Here is a 22,009-nt window from a genome sequence, read left to right as displayed (position 1 = left end):
CCTCACTTCTTCGCGGTCTTCTTCTTGCCGGTGTAGTGGGGGTTCTCCCAGATCACGGATCCGCCCTGGCCAAGGCCCACGCACATCGCGGTGAGGCCGTAGCGGACGTCGGGGCGCTCGGCGAACTGCGCGGCGAGCTGGATCATCAGACGCACACCGGATGCCGCCAGGGGGTGACCGACCGCGATCGCGCCGCCCCACGGGTTGACGCGCGGATCGTCGTCGTCGATGCCGAAGTGGTCGAGCAGCGAGAGCACCTGCACCGCGAACGCCTCGTTGAGCTCGAAGAGCCCGATGTCGTCGATCGTCAGGCCGGCCTTGGCGAGCGCCTTCTCGGTCGAGGGGATGGGGCCGATGCCCATCACCTCGGGCTGGACGCCGGCGAAGCCGAACGAGACCATCCGCATCTTCGGGGTGAGCCCCAGCTCCTTGACCGCGCGCGAGCCGGCGAGAAGGCTGATGGTCGCGCCATCGGTGAGGGGCGACGAGGTACCCGCGGTGACGCGGCCGTGCGGCCGGAAGGGGGTCTTCAGCTGCGCGAGGCCCTCCATGGTGGTCTCGGGCCGGCGCCCCTCATCCTCGGTCGCGAGGCCCCACGCGCCGTCCGCGGACTTCACCGCGACGGGAACGAGGTCGGGCTGCAGCTTGCCGGCGTCGTACGCGGCCTGCGCCTTCTGCTGGCTGCGCATGCCGAACCGGTCGGCGCGCTCCTTCGTGAGGACCGGGAAGCGGTCGTGCAGGCGCTCGGCGGTGATGCCCATGTTCAGGGCATCTGCGCTGACGAGCTTCTCGGTGAGGAAGCGGGGATTGGGGTCGGTGTCTCCGCCGCCGAGCGGGTGGCGGCCCATGTGCTCGACGCCGCCCGCGAGGGCGAGGTCGTACATGCCGATGCCGATCGACCCGGCCATCGTGGTGACGCTGGTCATCGCGCCTGCGCACATGCGGTCGATGGCGAAGCCCGGCACGCTCTGCGGAAGGCCGGCGAGGATCGCCGCAGTGCGGCCGAGGGTCAGGCCCTGATCGCCCTGCTGCGTCGTCGCGGCGATCGCCACGTCATCGATCCGGTCGAGCGGCACATCGGGGTTGCGTTCGATCACGCCCCGGATCGCTTTGACGACGAGGTCGTCCGCTCGGGTGTTCCAGTACATGCCCTTCTCGCCGGCGCGCCCGAACGGGGTACGCATGCCGTCGATGAAGTAGACGTCCGAGATCTCGGCCACTTTGCCTCCAGAAGATGGGATCGACTCCAGCCTAGAGAGCCGGGGAGGCCGGGAAAATCGGTTGGATCGAACCTACGAACCGCTCGAGGAGGGCGCGGCATCCCCGTTCACGGAATCCACAAAGGCTTGCGCGATCACCTGTGCGGTCTGCTCAATCTGCCACGGACGTGCGCCGAGCTCGGCGAGTGCTGCGCCGACCGTCTCGGCGGAGATCTCGGCCGGCGGCGCCCACGCCACGCGGCGCAGGAGCTCGGGCGTGAGCAGGTTCTCCGTGGGCATCGACAGCTCCTCGGCACGTTGCTCGACGAGTGGCTTCGCCGCCTTCAGGCGGGCGTTGGCGGGAGGGTTCCGGTCGACCCAGGCCCGCACCGGCGGAAGTCCGTCGCCGGGCAGCCGGTCCGGCGGCAGCGACTGCTCGGCCCGGCCCGCCTCGAAGGCCGCCCACCAGCGGTCGAGCTGCGAGCGGCTCGCGCGGCCGGTGAAGTCCTTGACCTTCGCCAGGTCCTGCTTCGTCTTCGGGTCGGCGGCGAGCGCCGCGACGAGCGCACGGTCGGGGACGAGCCGGCCGGGAGCGATGTCCTGCTCGCGGGCGTACTCCTCGCGCGCGGTCCACAGCGCACGAGCGACGGCGAGGGCACGCCGGCCGCGAATGGTGTGCAGGCCGCTGAGTCGGCGCCACGGATCCTCGCGGGGCGGCTTGACCGGCCGGTCGAGCACGGCTTGGAACTCCTGGGCCGCGAACTCGACCTTGCCCTGGGCCTCGAGCTCGCGGGCGAGCACGTCGCGGACGTCGATCAGGTGCTCGACGTCGAGAGCGGCGTACTCGAGCCACGATTGCGGCAGCGGGCGCGTCGACCAGTCGGCGGCCGAGTGCGCTTTCGCGAGGACGATGCCCAGCGTGTCCTCGACCACGGCGCCGAGCCCGACGCGGGCGTGGCCCAGCAGCCGTGCGGCCAGCTCGGTGTCGAAGATCGATGTCGGGTCGAGGCCGGCCTCGCGCAGCGAAGGCAGGTCTTGGCTCGCGGCATGCAGCACCCACTCGATCTCGCCGATCGCTGCCTGGAGGGGCGCGAAGGTCGAGATCGCCGGCGGGTCGAACAGGTGCACGCCCGCGCCGCGGCGGAACACCTGGATGAGATAGGCGCGTTGCGAGTATCGGAAGCCCGACGCCCGTTCGACGTCGACGGCGACAGGGCCGTCACCGGCCGCGAGCAGTTCCGCGGCGCGTTCGAGTCCGGCGTCATCGGCGATGACGGTGTATTCAGCCACGGTTCCCCCGGCGTGCTCCGAAAACGGCGACGCCCTCCGACCCCGGAGGAAGGCCGGCCAGCATGCAGGTCAGTTCCGCCCAGGCGTCGATGTGGGCGGTGATGTCTCCGACGGGGGTCCACGAGGCGCGCAGCTCGATCTGCGCACCGTCGCCCTCCTCGGCAAGGCTCCCGAAGCCGCGCGAGAGTGTCTTCGTCGCGGTCCCCGAAACCGAGTGGAACGAGGCGTCGCGGTGATCGAGAGCGTCGATCAGCCATGACCAGGCGACCTCGGCGAGAAGCGGATCGACTCCGATCTCGGGTTCGAGCGGCGCCTGAGCGAAAGCGACGATGCGCCACGGACCGCCCCAGGCGTCGGGCTCGTCGTCGTCGTGGAGGATGACGATGCGCCCGACGCCGTAGGGGGAGTCGACGGCGTGATCCTCGGGCCGCACATCGCCCGCGAGTGCGAGGGCCTCCGGCGCGAGCCCGGTCGGTGCGGGGATCTCGCGCACCACGAGGTCGTCGCGGAACGTCATCGCCAGCACCGCATCGCGAGCGACGACGAATGCCGTCGCGTCGGCGGGAGGACGGGAATCGGCCACGTCGACAGACTAGAGTGAGGCCTCGATGATGGGTTCCAGGCGCGCCGGGGCTGCGGGCGCATCTCCCGCAGCAGCCACCGCCGCGAAGACGACGATCGCGGCGCTCGCCGGAGCCCTCGGTATCTCGCTCGCGGCGCTCGGCACCGTGTCGATGCGCGTAGCTCGCAGAGTCGTGACGCCCGCGGGGCGGGTGCCCGATACGGAACTGCTCGCCGTCGACGTTGCCGCGCAGACGCTCACCCTCTCGCGCACCCCAGACACCGAGCTCCCCGGTCGATACGGGCTGTTCACGACGGGCACCGCGTCGTACGTCAAGGTCGGTGCCGTGCTGGCTCTGGACGAGAGTTCGGTCAAGCGCAAGCTGCTCACGCAGATCGGAACCGACGACCGGCTGTCGGCTGCTGCCGCGTTCAGCGGCTGGTACTACTCCGATCCTGCGGAGCTGCACCTGCCGTACCACTCCGAGCTCGTCGGGTCCCCGCTCGGACCCTGCCCGGCATGGTTCTTCCCGGCCACGGACGAAACCGGAGCGCCGAGCGACACCTGGGTCATTCAGATCCACGGACGTGGTACGACGCGGACCGAGACGCTCCGCGCGGTGCCGGTGTTCCACGCCGCCGGTGTCTCATCCCTGCTGGTGTCGTATCGCAACGACGGCGAGGCGCCGCGCAGTCGCTCGGGCACGTACATGCTCGGCGCGACCGAATGGCGCGACGTGGATGCCGCGATCGGAGCGGCCCGCCGCCGCGGCGCGCGCCGGATCTTCCTCATGGGCTGGTCGATGGGCGGCGCGATCGCCCTCCAGGTGGCACTCAACTCGGCCCATCGCGACATCATCGCCGGAGTCGTGCTCGAATCGCCGGCGATCGACTGGCGCATCGTGCTCGACTACCAGGCGCACCTGCTGCGCATCCCGGGGCCGGTCGCGAGCACGGCCGTGCGGGCACTGGACAGTGAGTGGGGCTCGCGGGTCGTCGGGCTGAACACGCCGATACCGTTCGACCGGCTCGACGTGGTCGCGCGTGCAGCCGAGCTGCGGCATCCGATCCTCATCCTGCACAGCGACGACGACGGCTTCGTCCCCGCGGACGCGTCGTATCAGCTGGCGGAGGCGCGTCCCGACCTCGTCGAGCTCGAGGTGTTCCGGACCGCCCGGCACACGAAGCTGTGGAACTACGACCCCGAACGGTGGACTTCGGTCATCCGCGAGTGGCTCGAGCGCCGACGCTCAGCCGTAGATAGCTGAAGCCCGCGGCATCCATCAGGGCGCCCGCGACGGCGGTCGGCGCGTCGTCGGCGACCGGCAGGACCGGATGCCGGACGGGGCCGATCCGTGGCGCGACCGTGAGGCAGATCTCGTCGACCACGCCCGCGGCGACGAACTGCGCTGCGAGGGTCGGTCCTCCCTCGCAGACGACGCGCTCCCAGCCGCGGGCCGACAGGGCGGCCAGCACGTCGTCTGGGGACAGATCGGGACCGCGGCCAGCGGTGACGACGGTGACCCCGGCGGGCGCCTCGGGGTGGATGCCGTCGGGGACGACGAGGACGACGCGCCCGGCCTCGGCCTCGGTCAGGCGGTGGCCGTCGAGACGCCCCGACCGCGAGACGATCGCGAGGGCAGCGGTGCGCGGGACGACGTAGCCCTCGGCCCGGACGCTCTCCGCGCCCACGACGACGACGTCGGCATCCCGGCGGATGATGCCGAGGATGCTGCGGTCGGTCGGGCTCGTGATGGTGTCGCTCGTCCCGTCACCGCCGGAAGCCGACCCGGTGAGGGTGGTCACCATGTTCAGGCGGACGTACGCGCCCGGCGCTCGCCGGTAGCGCCGCTCGAGCCACGCCCGTCCGTCATCCGTCGCGGAATCGGCGCTTTCGCTGGTTTCCGGAAGCATCTCGGTCACACGCACGGCGTCATCCTTTCACGCGGTTAGGGTTGATCCGTGACGAGCACATCCGCCGGAATCCTGCGCCTCAGCGACCGCCGTCCCGAGGTGAGCGGCACCGAGATGCTCGCCGCCCTGGTGCCGCCGCCGCAGTTCGACGCGGCGACGTTCGATTCGTACCGGGCCGACCCGCAGTACCCGTCGCAGCAAGAGGCGAAGGACCTCCTCGAGGCGTTCGCCGGGGGCGGCGCCCCCGCGGCGCGCGGGGGACTGTTCCGCCGTGCGAAGAAGGTGCCCGAGACGAAGCCCGGCGTCTATCTCGACGGCGGCTTCGGCGTCGGCAAGACCCACCTGCTCGCCGCGATCTATCACGCGATGCAGGCACGCCGGAAGTACTTCGGGTCGTTCATCGAGTACACCGCGCTCGTAGGGGCCGTCGGCTACCAGAACACCGTGCAGCTCCTCCGCGGGGCCGATCTGCTCTGCATCGACGAGTTCGAGCTCGACGACCCGGGCGACACGATGGTGATGACGCGGCTCCTCGGCGAGCTCGTCGCGTCGGGCACGCGTCTCGCGGCGACCTCGAACACGCCGCCGAACGCGCTGGGCGAGGGGCGATTCGCCGCTCAGGACTTCCTGCGCGAGATCCACGCGATGTCGGCGAGCTTCCAGACGATCCGGATCGACGGCACCGACTACCGGCAGCGTGCCGTCGACGGGCACGCCGTCGCACTCGCGCCCGATGAATACGAGGCGACGATCGCGGAGGCCGCGGCATCCGGACTCGTCTCGGACGACGCGTTCGCCGACGTCATCGCGCACCTCGCGACCGTCCACCCCTCGCGCTACATCCGTCTCGTCGATGACATCGCCACGATCGGCCTGCGTGACGTGACGCAGTTGACGGACCAGTCGGCCGCCCTGCGCTTCGTCGCGTTCGTCGACCGCGCCTACGACGCGCAGATCCCGATCCGCGCGACGGGGCGTCCGCTCGACGAGGTGTTCGGCGACGAGATGCTCGGCGGGGGATACCGCAAGAAGTACCTGCGCGCCATCTCGCGCCTCGTGGCTCTCACCCACTCCTGAGCGCCTGTGCAGGAGTCGTGCGGCGCGAGGAAACCTGATGTTTACCGGGGGAGCGGCAGCGTAACCGTTCGGAAACACGACTGCGCCGTCGGGGGAAACTGAGCGCCTCGACACTGAGGGGACCCGACGCTACACCTGCGTCCCTGCAGAGAGGTTCCCTTCGAGATGGATCAAGGCAACACCGCATTCATACTCATCGCGGCCGCATTCGTCCTGCTGATGACGCCAGGACTCGCGTTCTTCTACGGCGGTCTCGTCAAGGCCAAGAGCGTCATCAGCATGATGATGATGAGCTTCGGCGCCCTCGGGCTCATCGGCGTCCTCTGGGTGCTCTTCGGCTACGCCATCGCCTTCCCCGGCGCTGAGGGAACCGTCGCCCCCTGGTCGATCGACTGGAGCGCGATCGGTCTGAGCAGCCTGCTCGAGACGCCCGCCGACGCCGACTTCCCGCCGATGGCCTTCGTGTGCTTCCAGGCGACCTTCGCGATCCTCACCGTCGCGCTCGTCTCGGGCGCCATCGCCGACCGCGCCAAATTCGGTGCGTGGATGCTGTTCGCCGGCGTCTGGGCGACGATCGTCTACTTCCCCGTCGCGAGCTGGGTCTTCAACTTCGGCCTCGCTGATGACGGCTCGTTCGAATACGGCGGCTGGATCACCAAGGGCCTGCAGGATGTCTTCGGCGTCGGGGCGATCGACTTCGCCGGTGGTACCGCGGTGCACATCAACGCCGGTGCTGCGGCTCTCGCCCTCGCCCTGGTCCTCGGCAAGCGCGTCGGCTTCCAGAAGGGCGTCCACGTTCCCCACAACCCGCCGTTCGTGCTCCTCGGCGCCGGCCTGCTGTGGTTCGGCTGGTTCGGCTTCAACGCGGGCTCCGAGCTCGCTGCCGACGGCACCGCCGCGCTCGCCTTCATCAACACGATCGCCGCTCCCGCCGCGGCTCTCCTGGCCTGGCTGCTCGTCGAGAAGATCAAGGACGGCAAGCCCACCTCCGTCGGCGCCGCGTCGGGCGCTGTCGCGGGCCTCGTCGCCATCACCCCGGCGTGCGCCTCGGTGGACCCCATCTGGGCGATCGTGCTCGGCCTCATCGCCGGTGCCGCCTGCGCCCTGGCGATCGAGCTGAAGTACAAGCTCGGCTTCGACGACTCGCTCGACGTCGTGGGCATCCACCTCGTCGGCGGCCTCATCGGAACGCTCTACCTCGGCTTCTTCGCCAACGGCACGGGCCTGTTCATGGGCGGCGACGCCAGCCAGCTGATCGTCCAGGCGATCGCGGCCCTCGCTGTCCTCGTCTACTCCTTCGTGCTGGCCTTCATCATCGGCTTCGCGATCGAGAAGACCATCGGCTTCCGCGTGAAGAACGAGGACGAGATCGCCGGCATCGACACGGTCATGCACGGCGAGGTCGGCTACACCCTCTCGGACGCGAAGGTCTGATCAGACCTCGGCTCTGACCCGGGCGGGGCATCGCGGAGTGATCCGCGGTGTCCCGCCCTGTTTCTCGTTGGCGCTCGGTTGGCAGGCGGCGCCGCTTCGCGAGAGGTGAAGCGGCGCGAGCTGCCAGGTGAAGCGGAGGGGGAGATGGGGTGGCGCGCCTCGCGAGCTGGGTAGGTTTGGGCGCATGGGTGTGCTTTCGCGTGTGTGGGACCTGCTGCGACCGCGTCGGACGGCGGGTGACTCGGGTCGGCCGGCCGCTGCGCGTCCGCGGCCGGGGACCGTCACGCCGGCTCGCCCCAACATGCCGTCCGCGTCGGGCGGAGGGGTCGCGGGCGCGGCATCCGTCGTCGAGGTGGCGCTGCCCGATGCGCGCAGCCTGCGTCTGGCTTACGAGCCGACGCCCGACGGGCAACCCGATCCCGGCGAGATCGTCTGGGCGTGGGTTCCGTATGCGGAGGATGCCGCGCGCGGCAAGGATCGCCCGCTGCTCGTCCTCGCACGCGCCGACAGTGGCCGCAGCTGGGCCATGAAGCTCACGAGCAAGCCGCACGACGGCGAGCGCGACCACATCCCGCTCGGGACGGGGGACTGGGACCGCGAGCGGCGACCATCGTGGCTCGACGTCGACCAGATCTACCTCGTGCCCACGAGCGGCATCCGCCGCACGGCCGGCGCCCTCGACCGCGCGACCTACGGTCGGGTCGCGCAAGCCCTCTCGCAGCGCTACGGCTGGCGCGCCGCGCGCTGACCCGCGCCGGCTCGGCGCCTCGAAAGCGCACCCTCTCGGCGAGGACGTGCCGGGGAGCGTGCGCTCTCGCGGAGACGGTGCGTCCTCGGCGCATGGGGGCCTGCCGTGATCGCCGCACGGGTGGTTTCATGGCGTCATGAGCGAATCGTTCTCGGCGGCCCCGGGGGCGCACCCGGGGGAGCCGCACGCGTCGTCCATGTCGGGGCGGCTGAACTGGTTGCGCGCGGGCGTCCTGGGCGCGAATGACGGCATCGTGTCGACCGCGGCCCTGGTCGTCGGTGTCGCGGGGGCGACGACGGGTGCCGCACCGATCTTCGCCGCCGGCGTCGCGGGCCTCGTGGGCGGCGCGATCTCCATGGCGCTCGGCGAGTACGTCTCGGTCAGCAGTCAGAGCGACAGTCAGCGGGCGATGATCACCAAGGAGCGCCGCGAGCTCGCCGAGGACCCCGAGGCGGAGCTCATAGAGCTGGCGGGGCTCTACGAGCAGCGCGGGCTCTCGCCCGAGACCGCGCGACGGGTGGCGGAGGAACTGACCGAGCACGATGTGGTCGCCGCGCACCTCGAGGCCGAGCTGGGGCTGACCGAGGACGAGGTCGTCAGTCCGTGGTCGGCGGCCGGAGCGAGTGCGCTGGCCTTCACCATCGGCGCGCTGCTGCCGCTCCTCGCGATCCTCCTGCCGCCCGCCGGCATCCGGGTTCCCGTCACTTTCGTCGCGGTCCTCATCGCTCTCGCTCTCACCGGCTACCTGAGCGCGCGTCTCGGCGACAGTCCGCCGCTTCGCCCCGTCATCCGGGTCGTCGTCGGAGGGGCACTCGCGCTGATCGCGACCTTCACGGTGGGCTCGCTCCTCGGCGTCTCCGGTGCCGTCTGACCCGGCTCCCGCGTGCGATGTCGAGCGCGGAGAGAACGCACCGCTGACGCGAGGACGCATGGTGTTCGGTGCGTGCTCGCGGCCTTGGTGCGTCCTCGCCGTCCGCAGAGTGCACGCCCAACGAAAAACGCCCCGGCTGTGAGAGCCGGGGCGGGGTGGTGGGCGATGCGGGACTCGAACCCACGACCTCTTCCGTGTGAAGGAAGCGCGCTAACCAACTGCGCCAATCGCCCATCTGGCCCGTGAGGGCCGAGACACGAGCATACCGGATGCCGCGACGGTTCCCGAACGCGGCGGCGAGACACGCGCGGGGCGACGCCGGTTTTGCACTCGTGCGATCGTCGGCTAATGTTTAACAAGTGCCGGAGCGATCCGGAACGAAATGCGGATGTAGCGCAGTGGTAGCGCATCACCTTGCCAAGGTGAGGGTCGCGAGTTCGAATCTCGTCATCCGCTCGAGTGCGAGGATCTCCCGTCAGGGAGATCCGGCACGTGGGTCAGAACCACACACGGTGGCGTGGCCGAGCGGCTAGGCACCGGCCTGCAAAGCCGTTTACACGGGTTCGAATCCCGTCGCCACCTCGCCTCATAACTGAACAGCCTGTATAGGCGCGATTGGCGCAGCGGTAGCGCGCTTCCCTGACACGGAAGAGGTCACTGGTTCGATCCCAGTATCGCGCACCGAGAAACCCCCGGTTCTGCCGGGGGTTTTGTCGTTTGCGGGTCGGTGACCTGGGTCTCCGCTGCGCCGGAGTTCTCCGCCGGTTAGGCTCGGCGCCATGACTCAGCTCGTGCTCACCGTCGTTGGAGACGACCGGGTCGGACTTGTCCGCATGCTCGCCGACACCGTCGCCGCGCACGGCGGCAACTGGGAGCGCAGCGAACTCGCGGAGCTCGCCGGCGCCTTCGCAGGGATCGTGCTGGTGGAGGTGCCCGCCGATCGCGAGGCCGGCCTCGTCGAGGCGCTCGAGCGTCTGGACGGCTTGCTGCGCATCACGACCCACCAGCCGTTGACGCCAGTCGTCGCGAGCGGGCAGGTGCTGCGTTTCACGGTGCTCGGCAACGACCGTCCCGGAATCGTGCGCGAGGTGAGCGACGCGATCGGCGCCCACGCGCTGAGCATCGACGCGCTGACCAGCCGCACCCTCGACGCTCCGATGGCGGGCGGCACGCTGTTCGAGGCGACTCTCGTGGTCCGCCTGCCCGCGGAGTTCGACGCCGCCGACATCGTGGCGGACCTCGAGCGTCTCGCGGGTGAGATCCAGGTCGACCTCACCCTGACGTGAGCCTCGACACCTCTGGCGGCTACGGCCGGGCGAGGTGGCTCAGCGCAGCGCGAGCGGCAGGACCGACAAGCCGACGACGAGCGGTGCCGCGACGAGGCCCCAGAGGATGAAGCGCCGCCAGGGGACGTCGACACCCACCGCGTGCAGCCGCTCGTGCCAGAGCAGCGTCGCGAGCGACGCCCACGGGGTGATGAGCGGTCCCGCATTGACACCGACGAGCAGCGCGCCGAGACGCTCCGGGGTTCCCGCCGCCGACTCGAGCAGCAGGTACGCGGGCAGGTTGTCGACGGTGTTCGCCGCGACGAGGGCGGTGCCCGCCATGCGCCACAGCTCGAACGGCCCGCCGGCCTCTCCGGCGACCAGCGACACCACCGCTGCGGAGCCGAGGGACTCGAGCGCCGCCATGGCGGTGAACAGTCCCGCCGCGAACACGAGCAGCTGCCACGGGACGAGGCGCGCGGAGAGCCCGCGGGGCGATCGCCATGCGAAGAGTCCGATGAGCAGAATCGCGGCGACCGTCGCCGGGATCCACGGCTCCAGCCCGCTGACGAGGGCCGGCATGAGTGCGAGGACGACGACGGATGCCACGACCAGCTGCATCCGGTCGGTGACGCGCGGCACAGGCGCGGGCTCGAAGCGCCCGACGAGCGAGCGCCGGTGGACGGCGAACAGCAGCGCGACCGTCACGAGGATCGCGACGGCTGCAGACGGCCCCATCAGCGCGAGGAACGCCAGGGGGCCGCCCTCGGGCCGCCGGCTGAGGGCCAGCAGGTTGGTCAGGTTCGACACGGGGAGCACGAGCGAAGCGGTGTTCGCGAGCCACACCGTTGTGAAGGCGAAGGGCAGCGGCGGCAGTCCGTTGGCGCGTGCGACGGCGACGACGACCGGGGTGAGCAGCACCGCGGTCGTGTCGAGCGAGAGGAAGGCCGTGGCGAGGACGGCGAGCGCCACGACGAGGAGCCAGAGCACAATGGTCCGGCCCCGGGAGGCGCGGGCGAGCCGGCCGGCCGCGACGTCGAACACGCCGGCCTTCGCCGCCAGCTCCGCCACGATCGTGACGGCGACCACGAAAGCGAGGATCGGGGCGACACGCTCGGCGATCCCGACGAGATCGTCCGGGGGCAGCACGCCGGAGACCACCGCGCCCGCCGCCACGAGCAGCAGTGCGGCTCCGGCGATGGCGAGCTTCACGGCATCCATCATGGGCCCTCGGGGCCCGCTCTGAAGTCGACGACGCTCACGAGTAGGATCGACGCATGGAACGACGCCGGATCGGAGCCCGTGTGCTCACCCGCTTCGTCGCCGCCGGCCGAACGCTCTCGGCCTGAGCGGGCGGGACGCGGCGAGCGTCCGAAGCTGAGTAGCCTTGATCCGAGCCACCCATCTGGAGATGTTCCCTTGACTGACGTCGTTTCCCCGTCGGACGTGTCGTACCCCGCCGACGGCTTCGCCCTCTTCCCCGACCGCTCCGTCGTCGCTCTGCGCGTCAACGGCGATCTGAAGGACCTCGCGACGGTCGTCGCCGAGACGGATGCCGTCGAGCCGGTGACCGTATCGAGCCCCGACGGTCTCGCGATCCTCCGCCACTCGACGGCGCACGTGCTGGCCCAGGCCGTGCAGCGCATCCGGCCGCAGTCGAACCTCGGAATCGGACCGCCCATCGAGGACGGCTTCTACTACGACTTCGGCGTCGATGAGCCCTTCACTCCGGAGGACCTCAAGTCGATCAAGAAGGAGATGGAGCGCATCGTCCGCGAGAACCAGCGGTTCGTCCGCCGGGTCGTCACCGCTGACGAGGCGCGCGCCGAGCTCGCCGACGAGCCCTTCAAGCTCGAGCTCGTAGACCTCGCCGGCGGCCCCGGGTCGGGCGCTGACGCGGCAGAGGGGGCGTCGGCCGAGATCGGCGCCGGTGAGCTGACGATCTACGACAACGTCACCCGCGACGGGGAGACCGCCTGGAAGGATCTCTGCCGCGGACCGCACGTGCCCGGCACCCGTATGGTCGGCAACGGCTGGGACCTGACCCGGGTGGCGGCCGCCTACTGGCGCGGCAGCGAGAAGAACCCGCAGCTGCAGCGCATCTACGGCACCGCCTGGCCGTCGAAGGACGAGCTTCGCGCCTATCAGGAGCGCCTGGCCGAGGCGGCCCGTCGCGATCACCGCAAGCTCGGTGTCGAACTCGACCTGTTCTCGTTCCCGGATGAGATCGGCCCTGGTCTGTCGGTGTTCCACCCCAAGGGGGGCATCATCCGGTACGAGATCGAGCGCTACATGCGCGAGCAGCTGCTCGCCAACGACTACGAGGTCGTGAACACGCCGCACATCACCAAGGGCGATCTGTTCATGACGAGCGGCCACCTGCAGTGGTATGCCGACGGCATGTACCCGCCCATGAAGCTCGATGAGACCGTCGACGCCGAGGGCAACGTGACGCGGCAGGGGCAGGAGTACTACCTCAAGCCGATGAACTGCCCGTTCCACAACCTGATCTTCCGCTCGCGCGGACGCAGCTACCGCGAGCTGCCGCTGCGGCTCAGCGAGTTCGGGTCTGTCTACCGCTACGAGAAGAGCGGCACCCTCTCGGGGCTCACCCGCGTGCGCGGCATGACCCAGGACGACACTCACATCTACGTCACCCCCGACCAGGTCGAGGACGAGCTCGTGCGGAGCCTCGAGTTCGTGCTGCAGACTCTGCGCGACTACGGACTCAACGACTTCTACCTCGAGCTGTCGACGAAGGAGGAGGGCAACCCGAAGTTCATCGGCGACGACTCCCTCTGGCAGCAGGCGACCGAGACGCTCCGGCGTGTCGCCGAGGGGTCGGGTCTCGAGCTCGTTCCGGATCCCGGCGGCGCCGCGTTCTACGGCCCGAAGATCTCGGTGCAGGCCCGCGATGCGATCGGCCGCACCTGGCAGATGTCGACCATCCAGCTCGATTTTAACCAGCCCGAGCGTTTCGAACTCGAGTACACCGGCCCTGACGGCGAGAAGCACCGCCCGGTGATGATCCACCGTGCTCTGTTCGGGTCGATCGAACGCTTCTTCGCGATCCTGCTCGAGCACTACGCGGGTGCCTTCCCGGTCTGGCTCGCGCCCGTGCAGGTCGTCGGCATCCCCGTCGCCGACGACTACGCGCCGTACCTGCAGGAGATCGTCTCGCGTCTGCGCAAGGCCGGCGTCCGTGCCGAGCTCGACCGCTCGGATGACCGGATGCAGAAGAAGATCCGCACCCACACCACGCAGAAGGTTCCGCTGCAGCTCATCGCGGGCGAACAGGACCGCGCCGGAGGCACGGTCTCGTTCCGCTTCCGCGACGGATCGCAGACCAACGGCGTCGCCGTGGACGAAGCCGTCGAGCGCATCCTGGCGGCCATCGCGAACCGCACGCTCGTCGACACGGCGGAGCACCTGGACGCTGCGGGACAGCTCGCGTGACCGGCTCGTCGGACACCCCGCGCCCTATTGAGGACGCCGCGCGCCTGGCCGGGGTGCCCGACGAGTTCCAGCGGCTGTGGACACCGCACCGGATGGCGTACATCCAGGCCGGCCCCGAGCCGCTGCGCGACGAGTGCCCGTTCTGCGCGGCGCCCGGCAAGTCGGATGCCGACGGCCTCATCGTCGCGCGGGGGCGCACCGCCTACGTGCTGCTGAACCTCTTCCCGTACAACTCGGGTCACCTGCTGGTGTGCCCGTACCGGCACATCCCGACGTACGACCTCGCGACCGCTGAGGAGGTGGCCGAGATCGGCGCGCTGACGCAGACGGCCATGCGCGTGCTGCGGGAGGTGTCGCGGTGCGACGGTTTCAACCTCGGGATGAATCAGGGCGCGGTCGCGGGCGCCGGCGTCGACGGGCACCTGCACCAGCACGTCGTGCCCCGGTGGGCGACCGACGCGAACTTCTTCCCGATCATCGCGAAGACGAAGGCACTCCCGCAGCTGCTCGGCGAGGTCCGCGAAGCGGTCGCGGGCGCCTGGCCGACCGACTGACCACTCCTTCCTCGTGCTCCACCCCGAGCGCAAGCCCCGCCGCGGGGCGCCGCGGGGACGATAACCTGAGCGCTCACTGAGGAGGCACCATGTCGATCACCGCCCGTCCCCGTACCGCGACCCTCGCCGCACTGGCCGTCCTGGGCGTGGTCGCCCTGGCGGGGTGCACGCCCGCGAGTGATGCGGGCTCTTCGGAGGGGACTCCGACTCCGGCTCCGACGGCGTCCGCGCAGGAGGAGAGCTCGGCTGCGACCCCCGACGCGGGCGACGCTCTCGCCGAGCGCGACGCCTTCATCGCGGAGCAGCAGCAGCCGGTGGGACAGCCCACGCTCGCCGCGAAGACGCCCGCGCAGCAGGAGCTCGTCGCCCAACAGCGCGCGCACCTCGAGGCGAACGGCGGACAGTGGTCCGAGCAGGCCGAGACCGTGACGCTCGCCCTTGCCCTGGACGCGTGCGAGACCTCCATCCTCAACGGGCACCAGGTCGACCAGAACGTGTTCCAGATGCACGTCACGTCGTCGCCGCTCATCCAGAGCCTCGCCGTCGATGACGCGTCGCGCGAGGGCGCCGTGAGCATCATGGTCTTCGGCACGCGGTTCCTCTGCCCGGACGACGCTCCGCAGTGGGAGCAGGCGTGGACGGAGTCCGGCGGACAGTAGTGACGCCGGTCAGCGCACCTGCTCGACCGTGAACTGCATCCGCGGGTGCGCGTACGCCTCCTGGCTCTCGACGAGCTGGAGTTCGCGCTCGCCCGACTCGTGCGTACGCGTGAGCAGGTCGAACACGCTCGAGGTCGTGCGCGCCAGCGCCTCGGCTGCGGAGCCGGTGCTGCGGTAGTGAGCGGTGAACAGGGCCGCCGTCACATCGCCGGATCCGTTCGCCTTCATGGGAATGTGGGGCGTGCGTACGATCCAAGCCCCGGCGTCGTCCGCGGCGAGCATCTCGATCGTGCCTTCGGGTCGGTCGGGGCGCTCGACGCTCGTCACGAGCACGGTGCGCGGACCCATCGCGCGGGCGGCGTCGACGGAGGCGAGAGTCGAGTCGAGATCGGTCGGCTCGGTCTCGGTCAGGAAGCCGAGCTCGAACTGGTTCGGCGTGATGATGTCTGCGGCCGGCACGACGCGCTCGCGCAGCAGGATCGGGATCGCCGGCGCCACGAAGCACCCGGACTTCGCGTTGCCCATGACGGGGTCGCACGCGTAGACGGCATCCGGGTTCGCGGCCTTGACGCGCGCGACGGTGTCGAGGATGACGTCGGCGATGCCCTCGCCACCCTGGTAGCCCGACAGGACGACATCGATCTGGGGGAAGGCGCCGCGATCCTCGACGCCCGCGATGACGGCGCGGACGTCGTCCGGGCTGATCATCGGGCCACCCCAGGCGCCGTACCCGGTGTGGTTGGAGAAGTTCACCGTGTAGACCGGCATGACCTCCACGCCGATGCGCTGCAGCGGGAACACCGCGGCGGAGTTGCCGACGTGTCCGTATGCGACGGCCGACTGGATCGAGAGCACCTTCATGGGGTCATGCCTTTCGAGAGGGGAGGGCGGATGCGACGAGGTCGCGCGTGAGCAGTGCGGCGTCGGCGTCGTTCAGGTCGTGCACGGTCAGCCGCAGGTGGCGCGAGGGTGCATCGTCGGCCAGCCGGAATTCGTCGCCGGTGCGCGCGAGCCAGCCCCGGCGCATCAGGGCGTCGGCGACGGAGCGGGCGGTGCCGGGTACCTCGACCCAGAGACTGAGTCCGTCACCGGGTGCGCAGGGGAGGCCCGCGCGCGTCAGCTCGGCTGCGAAGGCGCTGTTGCGGTCGGCGTAGTGAGCCCGAGCGGCGGCGATCGTGCCGGCGGCGGTGTCGTCCGAGACGAGAGCGTGTGTAAGGCGCTGCAGCAGGTGGCTGACCCATGTGGTGCCCGAGCCGAGGCGCAGGGCCAGGCGTTCCGCGGTCGTGGGGTCGGATGCCGTGACCGCGAGGCACATGTCCGGTCCGAGGAACTTCGACACCGAGCGCACCCGTGCCCAGCGTTCGTGCTGGTCGCCGATGACCGAGCGGTACGGCTGGGTCGACAGGAGGGAGAAGTGGTCGTCCTCGATGACGAGGACGAACGGATGATCGGCCAGTACCGCGCGCAGGGCTGCCGCGCGCTCGGCCGACAGGCTCGCACCGGTGGGATTCTGCGCTCGCGGGGTGATGACGGCGGCGCGGGCGCCCGCATCCAGGGCTGCTCGCAGTCCATCGACCGTCATGCCCTCGTTGTCGACGGGCACCGGGATCGCGCGGTAGCCGGCGAGGCGCACCGTGTGGATGCTCGCGAGGAAGCACGGGTCTTCGAGGGCAACCGCGTCGTCGCGGGTGAGAGCCTGCGCCAGGAGGCGCTCGACGGCGTCGACGGCGCCACCGGTGACGGTGAGGTGGATGTCGGCATCCGCTGCCGTGTCAGCGGCGAACCAGTTCCTGGCCCAGGCTGCGAGACCGGCGTCGATGACCGGCTCGCCGTACAGGACGGGGCGTCCGGCGACTCGGCCGAGCACGCCGCGCGGATCGGGGATGAGAGCAGGATCCGGATTTCCGGACCCGACGTCGCGCAGCACCGTGTCGGCGGCCACGCCCTCGGCGGCGACGGGGGAGACCTCGGCGATTCGCGTTCCGCCGCGGCCGCGGGCCACGACGACGCCGGCCTGCGCGAGGAGCCGGTAGGCGGCGACCACGGTGTTCCGGTTGACGCCGAGCTGCTCCGCCAGGGCGCGCACCGGTGGCAGCGCGTCGTCCGCGCGCAGGGCGCCTCGCTCGAGCAGCATCCGGACGCTGTCGGCGATCTCACCCGCCGTGTGTCCGGTGATCGTGTCACGGGAAGTCATCGGGACGATCTTATGTCGGATGCCATGCTACTTTTTGGCCTAGGCCGAACTGCATCCCGAGAAGACGGCCGGATCGGAGCCCCATCGTGTCGAACGACCAGACCGTCACCGGATCATCGCGCGTCAAGCGCGGCCTCGCAGAGATGCTGAAGGGCGGCGTCATCATGGACGTCGTCACCGCCGATCAGGCACGGGTCGCGGAGGATGCCGGCGCCGTGGCCGTCATGGCGCTCGAGCGCGTCCCCGCCGACATCCGCGCCCAGGGCGGGGTGGCGCGCATGAGCGACCCCGACCTGATCGACGAGATCATCGCGTCGGTGTCGATCCCCGTGATGGCGAAGGCGCGCATCGGGCACTTCGTCGAAGCGCGCGTGCTCCAGGAGCTCGGTGTGGACTACATCGACGAGTCCGAAGTGCTGTCGCCGGCCGACTACACGCACCACATCGACAAGTGGGGCTTCACCGTCCCGTTCGTGTGCGGTGCCACAAACCTCGGCGAGGCTCTGCGTCGCATCACGGAGGGGGCCGCGATGATCCGCTCCAAGGGCGAGGCCGGCACGGGCGACGTCTCGGAGGCGACGCGCCACATCCGCACGATCACCGCCGAGATCCGTGCTCTGCAGGCGAAGAGCCCCGACGAGCTGTACGTCGCGGCGAAGGAGCTCCAGGCGCCGTACGACCTCGTCGCCGAGGTCGCAGCCACCGGCACCCTGCCGGTCGTGCTCTTCACCGCGGGCGGTGTCGCCACCCCTGCCGACGCCGCGATGATGATGCAGCTCGGCGCGGACGGCGTCTTCGTGGGTTCCGGCATCTTCAAGTCGGGCGACCCCGCTCGCCGTGCCGCGGCCATCGTGAAGGCGACCACCTTCCACGATGACGCCGCCGTCGTCGCCGAGGCCTCGCGCGGACTCGGCGAGGCGATGGTCGGCATCAACGTCTCCGATCTGCCTGCCCCGCACCGTCTCGCCGACCGCGGCTGGTGAGTCGGTGGACGAAGGGATGCCGCCGCACGTCGGAGTCCTCGCCCTGCAGGGAGACGTCCGCGAACACCTGCGCGTGCTCACGGAGCTCGGCGCGACGGCATCCCTCGTCCGTCGTCCCGGCGACCTGGCGGCGGTACACGGTCTCGTCCTGCCGGGCGGTGAGTCGAGCGTCATCGACAAGCTGGCACGCGCGTTCGGGATGCAGCAGCCCATCCGCGACGCGATCGCCGCGGGCCTCCCCGTCTACGGCACCTGCGCCGGGCTCATCCTGCTCGCCGACCGCCTCGACGGGGCCATCGCGGGTCAGGAGACCTTCGGCGGGCTCGACGTGACCGTGCGGCGGAACGCCTTCGGCGGTCAGACCGAATCGTTCGAGACGGCGCTCGCCGTCGCGGGCTGGGACCCACCCGTCCACGCGGCGTTCATCCGAGCGCCCCTCGTCACCGAGCTCGGGCCGCAGGTGCGGTCGCTCGCGACCCTGCCGGATGGCGGGGTGGTCGCGGTCGAGCAGGGTCGTCTGCTCGCGACGGCCTTCCACCCGGAGGTCTCGGGCGAGCGCCGCTTCCACGAGAGGTTCCTCGTGCACGTCCGCGAGGCGAGCGCATCCGCCCGGTAAGATCGAGCGCATGTCCGGTCACTCCAAATGGGCCACGACCAAGCACAAGAAAGCCGTCGTCGACGCGCGCCGTGCCAAGTCGTGGGCCAAGCTCATCAAGAACATCGAGGTCGCTGCCAAGCTCGGCGGCCCCGATCTGCAGGGCAACCCCACGCTCTTCGACGCCGTCCTGAAGGCCAAGAAGACCTCGGTCCCGAAAGACAACATCGACCGCGCGATCAAGCGCGGCGCCGGTATCGGCGGCGAGGCCGTCGAGTACTCCTCGATCATGTACGAGGGCTACGGACCGAACGGCGTCGCGTTCCTCATCGAGTGTCTGACCGACAACAAGAACCGCGCCGCGGCCGAAGTCCGCACCGCTCTCAGCCGTAACGGCGGAACGCTGGCCGACCCGGGCAGCGTCGCTTACAACTTCAGCCGCAAGGGCGTCATCGTCGTCCCGTCCGAGGGCACGACCGAAGACGACGTCATGCTCGCGGTCCTCGAAGCGGGGGCGGAAGAGGTCGAGCCGCACGGCGACGGCTTCGGCGTCATCACCGAGGCCTCCGACCTCGTGTCGGTGCGCAGCGCCCTGCAGGACGCCGGCATCGAGTACGACTCCGCCGACGTCGAGTTCGTCCCCTCGCTCAAGGTGGAGGTCGACGCCGACACCGCCCGCAAGGTGTTCCGTCTCATCGACGCCCTCGAGGACAGCGACGACGTGCAGAACGTCTACACGAACTTCGACCTCACCCCCGAGGTGCAGGCCGAGCTCGAGAGCGACGACGAGTAACAGTCCGAGCATCGCTCGCAGTTCCCGGCATCCCGCGCAGCCCATTTCGCGTCGGATGCCGGGAACTGCGCGTTTCGCGGGTTGTCGCCGCTCCGCTCGGCTGCGGCAGACGTAGCGTGGGGGAGTGACCTCTCTGCGCGTGCTCGGTGTCGATCCCGGGCTCACCCGATGCGGAGTCGGCGTCGTCGACGTCGCCCGCGATCGATCCGCCGCCCTCGTGCATGTCGGGGTCGTCCGATCCGACGTCGAGCTGCCGATCGAGCGGCGGCTCGCGACGATCGCGGCGGGCCTGCGGGCGGTGATCGCAGAGCACCAGCCTCACGTCGTCGCCGTCGAGCGGGTCTTCGCTCAGCACAACCGGAGCACCGTCATGGGGACGGCGCAGGCGAGCGGCATCGCGCTGCTCGTCGCCGCGGAGAGCGGCCTCGATGCCGCGACCCACACGCCCTCCGAGGTCAAGGCGGCGATCACCGGCTACGGCTCGGCGGAGAAGCTGCAGGTGCAGACGATGGTCGCCCGCGTGCTGCGCCTGGACTCGCTGCCCCAGCCCGCGGATGCCGCTGATGCGCTGGCCCTCGCGATCTGCCATGCGTGGCGACGCGGTGTCGGCGGCCCGGCGTCGTCGTCCGGCACAGCGGCGCTCACTCCGGCGCAGCTGGCGTGGGCGGACGCCGAGCGCCTGGCCCGGCGCTGACGCTCCCACCCGGTGGTGAGCGACGCGTGTCGCTCGAACATACCTGCGAAGCGGCGCCTAGGCTCGGATCATGATCTCCTCCCTGCGCGGCATCGTGCTGCACCTCGAGTCCGACAGCGTCGTCATCGACGTCGGCGGGGTCGGGTTCTCGGTCGCCGTGACCCCCGACATCCCGCGCTCGTTCCACGTCGGCGATGAGATCGTGCTGCACACGAACCTCGTCGTCCGCGAAGACGCGCTCTCGCTGTTCGGTTTCGAGACGCGCGAGCAGCTCGGAGTCTTCCTGCTGCTCATCGGCGTGACCGGTGTCGGACCGAAGTCGGCTCTCGGCGTGCTGTCGGCACTGAGCGTCGCCCAGATCGCCGAGGCGGTCACCGCCGAAGACGACGCCCCGTTCCGACGGGTGTCGGGCATCGGGCCCAAGACCGCGAAGCTCATCGTGGTACAGCTGGCGGGCAAGCTGCAGGCGGTGCCGTCTGCTCAGCCGGCGTCCGCTCCCTCGGGGGGAGGGACGCTCGTGGGTCAGGTCGTCGCAGCGCTCGTGGCTCTGGGGTGGAGCGAACGCGTGGCCGCGGATGCCGTCGCGCAGGTCACGGCGGATGCTGCGGCCCCCGCGACCGTGCCCGCTCTGCTGAAGCTCGCGCTCGCGCAGCTCGGGCCGGCGCGACCGGAGCAGACCGGTGTCTGACGCGCACGAGCTCGCCGCCGACGAGACCGAACTGGCCGTCGAGGGGGCACTACGGCCGACCTCGCTCGCGGAGTTCGTCGGACAGCACAAGGTGCGCGGGCAGCTCGAGCTGCTTCTGCAGGCGGCCGCGATGCAGGACCGTCCAGCCGACCACATCCTGCTGTCGGGACCTCCCGGTCTCGGGAAGACGACGCTCGCGATGATCGTCGCCCACGAGAGCGGCCGGCCGCTGCGGATGTCGAGCGGCCCGGCGATCCAGCACGCGGGCGATCTCGCGGCGCTGCTGTCGAGCCTCGTGCCCGGCGAGGTGCTCTTCATCGACGAGATCCACCGTATGGCGCGCTCGGCGGAGGAGATGCTGTACCTCGCGATGGAGGACTTCCGCATCGACATCATGGTCGGCAAGGGTGCCGGTGCCACCAGCATCCCTCTCGAGCTGGCCCCGTTCACCCTGGTCGGCGCAACGACCCGGTCGGGCCTCCTGCCCAACCCGCTTCGCGACCGGTTCGGGTTCACCGCGCACATGGAGTACTACGAGCCGGAGGAGCTCGAACGCGTGATCCAGCGGTCCGCGAGCGTCCTCGGCGTCGACGTCCCGGCCGTCGCACGGGCCGAGATCGCGCGCCGCTCCCGCGGCACCCCGCGCATCGCGAACCGCCTGCTGCGCCGCGTCCGAGACTTCGTCGTGGTGCACGGTGACACGGCGGCGGGTGCGACGGAGGCGGATGTCGCGGCGGCGCTCGAGCTGTACGACGTCGACGCTATCGGCCTCGATCGGCTCGACCGTGCCGTGCTCGACGCACTCGTGCGCCGATTCGGCGGTGGGCCCGTCGGGCTCAACACCCTCGCGGTCACGGTCGGGGAGGAAGCGGAGACGATCGAGTCGGTCGTCGAGCCGTACCTCGTCCGCATCGGGTTCGTGGGCCGGTCGCCGCGCGGCCGCGTCGCGATGCCCTCGGCCTACCGCCACCTGGGCGTTCCCCGCGCCGACGGGGCGCTCGAGATCGATGACCTATAATCGCTGAAGGCTTCTC

At 70.4% G+C, this 22,009-nt stretch carries 22 protein-coding genes and 4 tRNA genes; 18 read left to right on the top strand and 8 right to left on the bottom strand.

Annotation, left to right across the window (positions count from 1 at the left end):
• Positions 1 to 2: 2 nt before the first annotated feature.
• The 3 genes from ACI2K6_RS02995 to ACI2K6_RS02985 all read right to left on the bottom strand — a co-directional run bounded on the left by ACI2K6_RS02995 (position 3) and on the right by ACI2K6_RS02985 (position 3,072).
• The gene (locus ACI2K6_RS02995) at positions 3 to 1,220 is read right to left on the bottom strand and encodes a thiolase family protein (protein WP_112614188.1); all 1,218 of its coding nucleotides are present in this window, start codon (positions 1,218 to 1,220) and stop codon (positions 3 to 5) included.
• A gap of 72 nt (positions 1,221 to 1,292) precedes the next feature.
• Positions 1,293 to 2,489: a ribonuclease D gene (locus tag ACI2K6_RS02990; protein ID WP_404568059.1), complete on the bottom strand. Its 1,197-nt coding sequence runs from the start codon at positions 2,487 to 2,489 to the stop codon at positions 1,293 to 1,295.
• Complete coding sequence (locus ACI2K6_RS02985) at positions 2,482 to 3,072, bottom strand: DUF3000 domain-containing protein (protein ID WP_404568058.1); 591 nt, start codon at positions 3,070 to 3,072, stop codon at positions 2,482 to 2,484. The genes ACI2K6_RS02990 and ACI2K6_RS02985 overlap by 8 nt, the downstream gene beginning before the upstream one ends.
• A gap of 25 nt (positions 3,073 to 3,097) precedes the next feature.
• On the opposite strand from ACI2K6_RS02985, the gene ACI2K6_RS02980 reads away from it, so the two are divergent.
• Positions 3,098 to 4,318 carry a S9 family peptidase gene (locus tag ACI2K6_RS02980; RefSeq protein ID WP_274177697.1) on the top strand — a complete coding sequence of 407 codons (1,221 nt, stop codon included), beginning with the start codon at positions 3,098 to 3,100 and terminating at the stop codon, positions 4,316 to 4,318.
• Here the strand turns inward: ACI2K6_RS02980 and ACI2K6_RS02975 are convergent.
• A complete protein-coding gene (locus tag ACI2K6_RS02975) occupies positions 4,272 to 4,979 on the bottom strand; it encodes a dihydrofolate reductase family protein (RefSeq protein ID WP_404568057.1) in 708 nt (235 codons plus the stop codon). The two genes, ACI2K6_RS02980 and ACI2K6_RS02975, sit on opposite strands and share 47 nt — an antisense overlap.
• Positions 4,980 to 5,012: 33 nt before the next feature.
• Here ACI2K6_RS02975 and zapE point away from each other — a divergent pair, with 33 nt between their 5' ends.
• From zapE to ACI2K6_RS02955, 4 genes are all read left to right on the top strand, one after another.
• On the top strand, positions 5,013 to 6,041 hold the full coding sequence (gene zapE / locus ACI2K6_RS02970) for a cell division protein ZapE (protein WP_404568056.1): 1,029 nt from the start codon (positions 5,013 to 5,015) through the stop codon (positions 6,039 to 6,041).
• 165 nt (positions 6,042 to 6,206) lie between these two features.
• Positions 6,207 to 7,475 carry an ammonium transporter gene (locus ACI2K6_RS02965; protein ID WP_112614198.1) on the top strand — a complete coding sequence of 423 codons (1,269 nt, stop codon included), beginning with the start codon at positions 6,207 to 6,209 and terminating at the stop codon, positions 7,473 to 7,475.
• Between the two features lie 184 nt (positions 7,476 to 7,659).
• Positions 7,660 to 8,223, top strand: a complete 564-nt coding sequence (locus tag ACI2K6_RS02960; RefSeq protein ID WP_404568055.1) for a type II toxin-antitoxin system PemK/MazF family toxin — start codon at positions 7,660 to 7,662, stop codon at positions 8,221 to 8,223.
• A 136-nt stretch (positions 8,224 to 8,359) separates the two neighbouring features.
• Positions 8,360 to 9,094 carry a VIT family protein gene (locus ACI2K6_RS02955; protein ID WP_274177701.1) on the top strand — a complete coding sequence of 245 codons (735 nt, stop codon included), beginning with the start codon at positions 8,360 to 8,362 and terminating at the stop codon, positions 9,092 to 9,094.
• Positions 9,095 to 9,250: 156 nt separating this feature from the next.
• Here ACI2K6_RS02955 and ACI2K6_RS02950 read toward each other — a convergent pair.
• Positions 9,251 to 9,327 (bottom strand) — tRNA-Val (locus ACI2K6_RS02950).
• Between the two features lie 151 nt (positions 9,328 to 9,478).
• Here ACI2K6_RS02950 and ACI2K6_RS02945 point away from each other — a divergent pair.
• The 4 genes from ACI2K6_RS02945 (at position 9,479) to ACI2K6_RS02930 (ending at position 10,380) form a co-directional block, all read left to right on the top strand.
• Positions 9,479 to 9,550, top strand: a tRNA-Gly gene (locus tag ACI2K6_RS02945).
• A 55-nt stretch (positions 9,551 to 9,605) separates the two neighbouring features.
• Positions 9,606 to 9,676 (top strand) — tRNA-Cys (locus ACI2K6_RS02940).
• Positions 9,677 to 9,703: 27 nt separating this feature from the next.
• Positions 9,704 to 9,775 (top strand) — tRNA-Val (locus ACI2K6_RS02935).
• A gap of 98 nt (positions 9,776 to 9,873) precedes the next feature.
• Positions 9,874 to 10,380, top strand: coding sequence for a glycine cleavage system protein R (locus ACI2K6_RS02930; RefSeq protein ID WP_274177702.1), 507 nt, complete (start codon positions 9,874 to 9,876; stop codon positions 10,378 to 10,380).
• A 39-nt stretch (positions 10,381 to 10,419) separates the two neighbouring features.
• Here the strand turns inward: ACI2K6_RS02930 and ACI2K6_RS02925 are convergent, their stop codons facing one another.
• Positions 10,420 to 11,580: an SLC13 family permease gene (locus tag ACI2K6_RS02925; RefSeq protein ID WP_404568570.1), complete on the bottom strand. Its 1,161-nt coding sequence runs from the start codon at positions 11,578 to 11,580 to the stop codon at positions 10,420 to 10,422.
• Between the two features lie 198 nt (positions 11,581 to 11,778).
• Here ACI2K6_RS02925 and thrS point away from each other — a divergent pair, with 198 nt between their 5' ends.
• The 3 genes from thrS to ACI2K6_RS02910 all read left to right on the top strand — a co-directional run bounded on the left by thrS (position 11,779) and on the right by ACI2K6_RS02910 (position 15,028).
• Entirely contained in the window at positions 11,779 to 13,815 is a 2,037-nt protein-coding gene (thrS, locus tag ACI2K6_RS02920; protein ID WP_274177704.1) for a threonine--tRNA ligase, read from the top strand.
• Positions 13,812 to 14,369, top strand: coding sequence for an HIT domain-containing protein (locus ACI2K6_RS02915; RefSeq protein WP_274177705.1), 558 nt, complete (start codon positions 13,812 to 13,814; stop codon positions 14,367 to 14,369). The genes thrS and ACI2K6_RS02915 overlap by 4 nt, the downstream gene beginning before the upstream one ends.
• A gap of 89 nt (positions 14,370 to 14,458) precedes the next feature.
• The gene (locus ACI2K6_RS02910) at positions 14,459 to 15,028 is read left to right on the top strand and encodes a hypothetical protein (protein ID WP_274177706.1); all 570 of its coding nucleotides are present in this window, start codon (positions 14,459 to 14,461) and stop codon (positions 15,026 to 15,028) included.
• A 9-nt stretch (positions 15,029 to 15,037) separates the two neighbouring features.
• On the opposite strand, the gene pdxY is transcribed toward ACI2K6_RS02910, so the two are convergent.
• Both pdxY and ACI2K6_RS02900 read right to left on the bottom strand, forming a co-directional pair.
• Positions 15,038 to 15,889, bottom strand: a complete 852-nt coding sequence (pdxY, locus tag ACI2K6_RS02905; RefSeq protein WP_269266518.1) for a pyridoxal kinase PdxY — start codon at positions 15,887 to 15,889, stop codon at positions 15,038 to 15,040.
• A 4-nt stretch (positions 15,890 to 15,893) separates the two neighbouring features.
• A complete protein-coding gene (locus ACI2K6_RS02900; RefSeq protein ID WP_404568054.1) occupies positions 15,894 to 17,222 on the bottom strand; it encodes an aminotransferase class I/II-fold pyridoxal phosphate-dependent enzyme in 1,329 nt (442 codons plus the stop codon).
• Between the two features lie 86 nt (positions 17,223 to 17,308).
• Between ACI2K6_RS02900 and pdxS the strand changes: the two genes are divergently transcribed.
• From pdxS to ruvB, 6 genes are all read left to right on the top strand, one after another.
• Complete coding sequence (pdxS, locus tag ACI2K6_RS02895) at positions 17,309 to 18,205, top strand: pyridoxal 5'-phosphate synthase lyase subunit PdxS (protein WP_404568052.1); 897 nt, start codon at positions 17,309 to 17,311, stop codon at positions 18,203 to 18,205.
• 16 nt (positions 18,206 to 18,221) lie between these two features.
• Positions 18,222 to 18,821: a pyridoxal 5'-phosphate synthase glutaminase subunit PdxT gene (pdxT, locus tag ACI2K6_RS02890; RefSeq protein ID WP_274177708.1), complete on the top strand. Its 600-nt coding sequence runs from the start codon at positions 18,222 to 18,224 to the stop codon at positions 18,819 to 18,821.
• A 10-nt stretch (positions 18,822 to 18,831) separates the two neighbouring features.
• Positions 18,832 to 19,593 (top strand): YebC/PmpR family DNA-binding transcriptional regulator, encoded by a 762-nt coding sequence (locus ACI2K6_RS02885; RefSeq protein ID WP_112614218.1) that lies wholly within the window; start codon positions 18,832 to 18,834, stop codon positions 19,591 to 19,593.
• 124 nt (positions 19,594 to 19,717) lie between these two features.
• Positions 19,718 to 20,287 (top strand): crossover junction endodeoxyribonuclease RuvC, encoded by a 570-nt coding sequence (ruvC, locus tag ACI2K6_RS02880; RefSeq protein WP_404568050.1) that lies wholly within the window; start codon positions 19,718 to 19,720, stop codon positions 20,285 to 20,287.
• 70 nt (positions 20,288 to 20,357) lie between these two features.
• Complete coding sequence (gene ruvA, locus ACI2K6_RS02875; RefSeq protein ID WP_404568048.1) at positions 20,358 to 20,975, top strand: Holliday junction branch migration protein RuvA; 618 nt, start codon at positions 20,358 to 20,360, stop codon at positions 20,973 to 20,975.
• Positions 20,968 to 21,993 (top strand): Holliday junction branch migration DNA helicase RuvB, encoded by a 1,026-nt coding sequence (ruvB, locus tag ACI2K6_RS02870; protein ID WP_404568046.1) that lies wholly within the window; start codon positions 20,968 to 20,970, stop codon positions 21,991 to 21,993. Before ruvA ends, ruvB begins: the two co-directional genes overlap by 8 nt.
• Positions 21,994 to 22,009 lie beyond the last annotated feature (16 nt).

It is taken from the genome of Microbacterium sp. NPDC006705 (genome assembly GCF_044903545.1).
GTDB lineage: Bacteria > Actinomycetota > Actinomycetes > Actinomycetales > Microbacteriaceae > Microbacterium > Microbacterium plantarum.
Note: the sequence above shows the minus strand (reverse complement) of the source record. Positions and strands in the feature narration are given on the sequence as shown.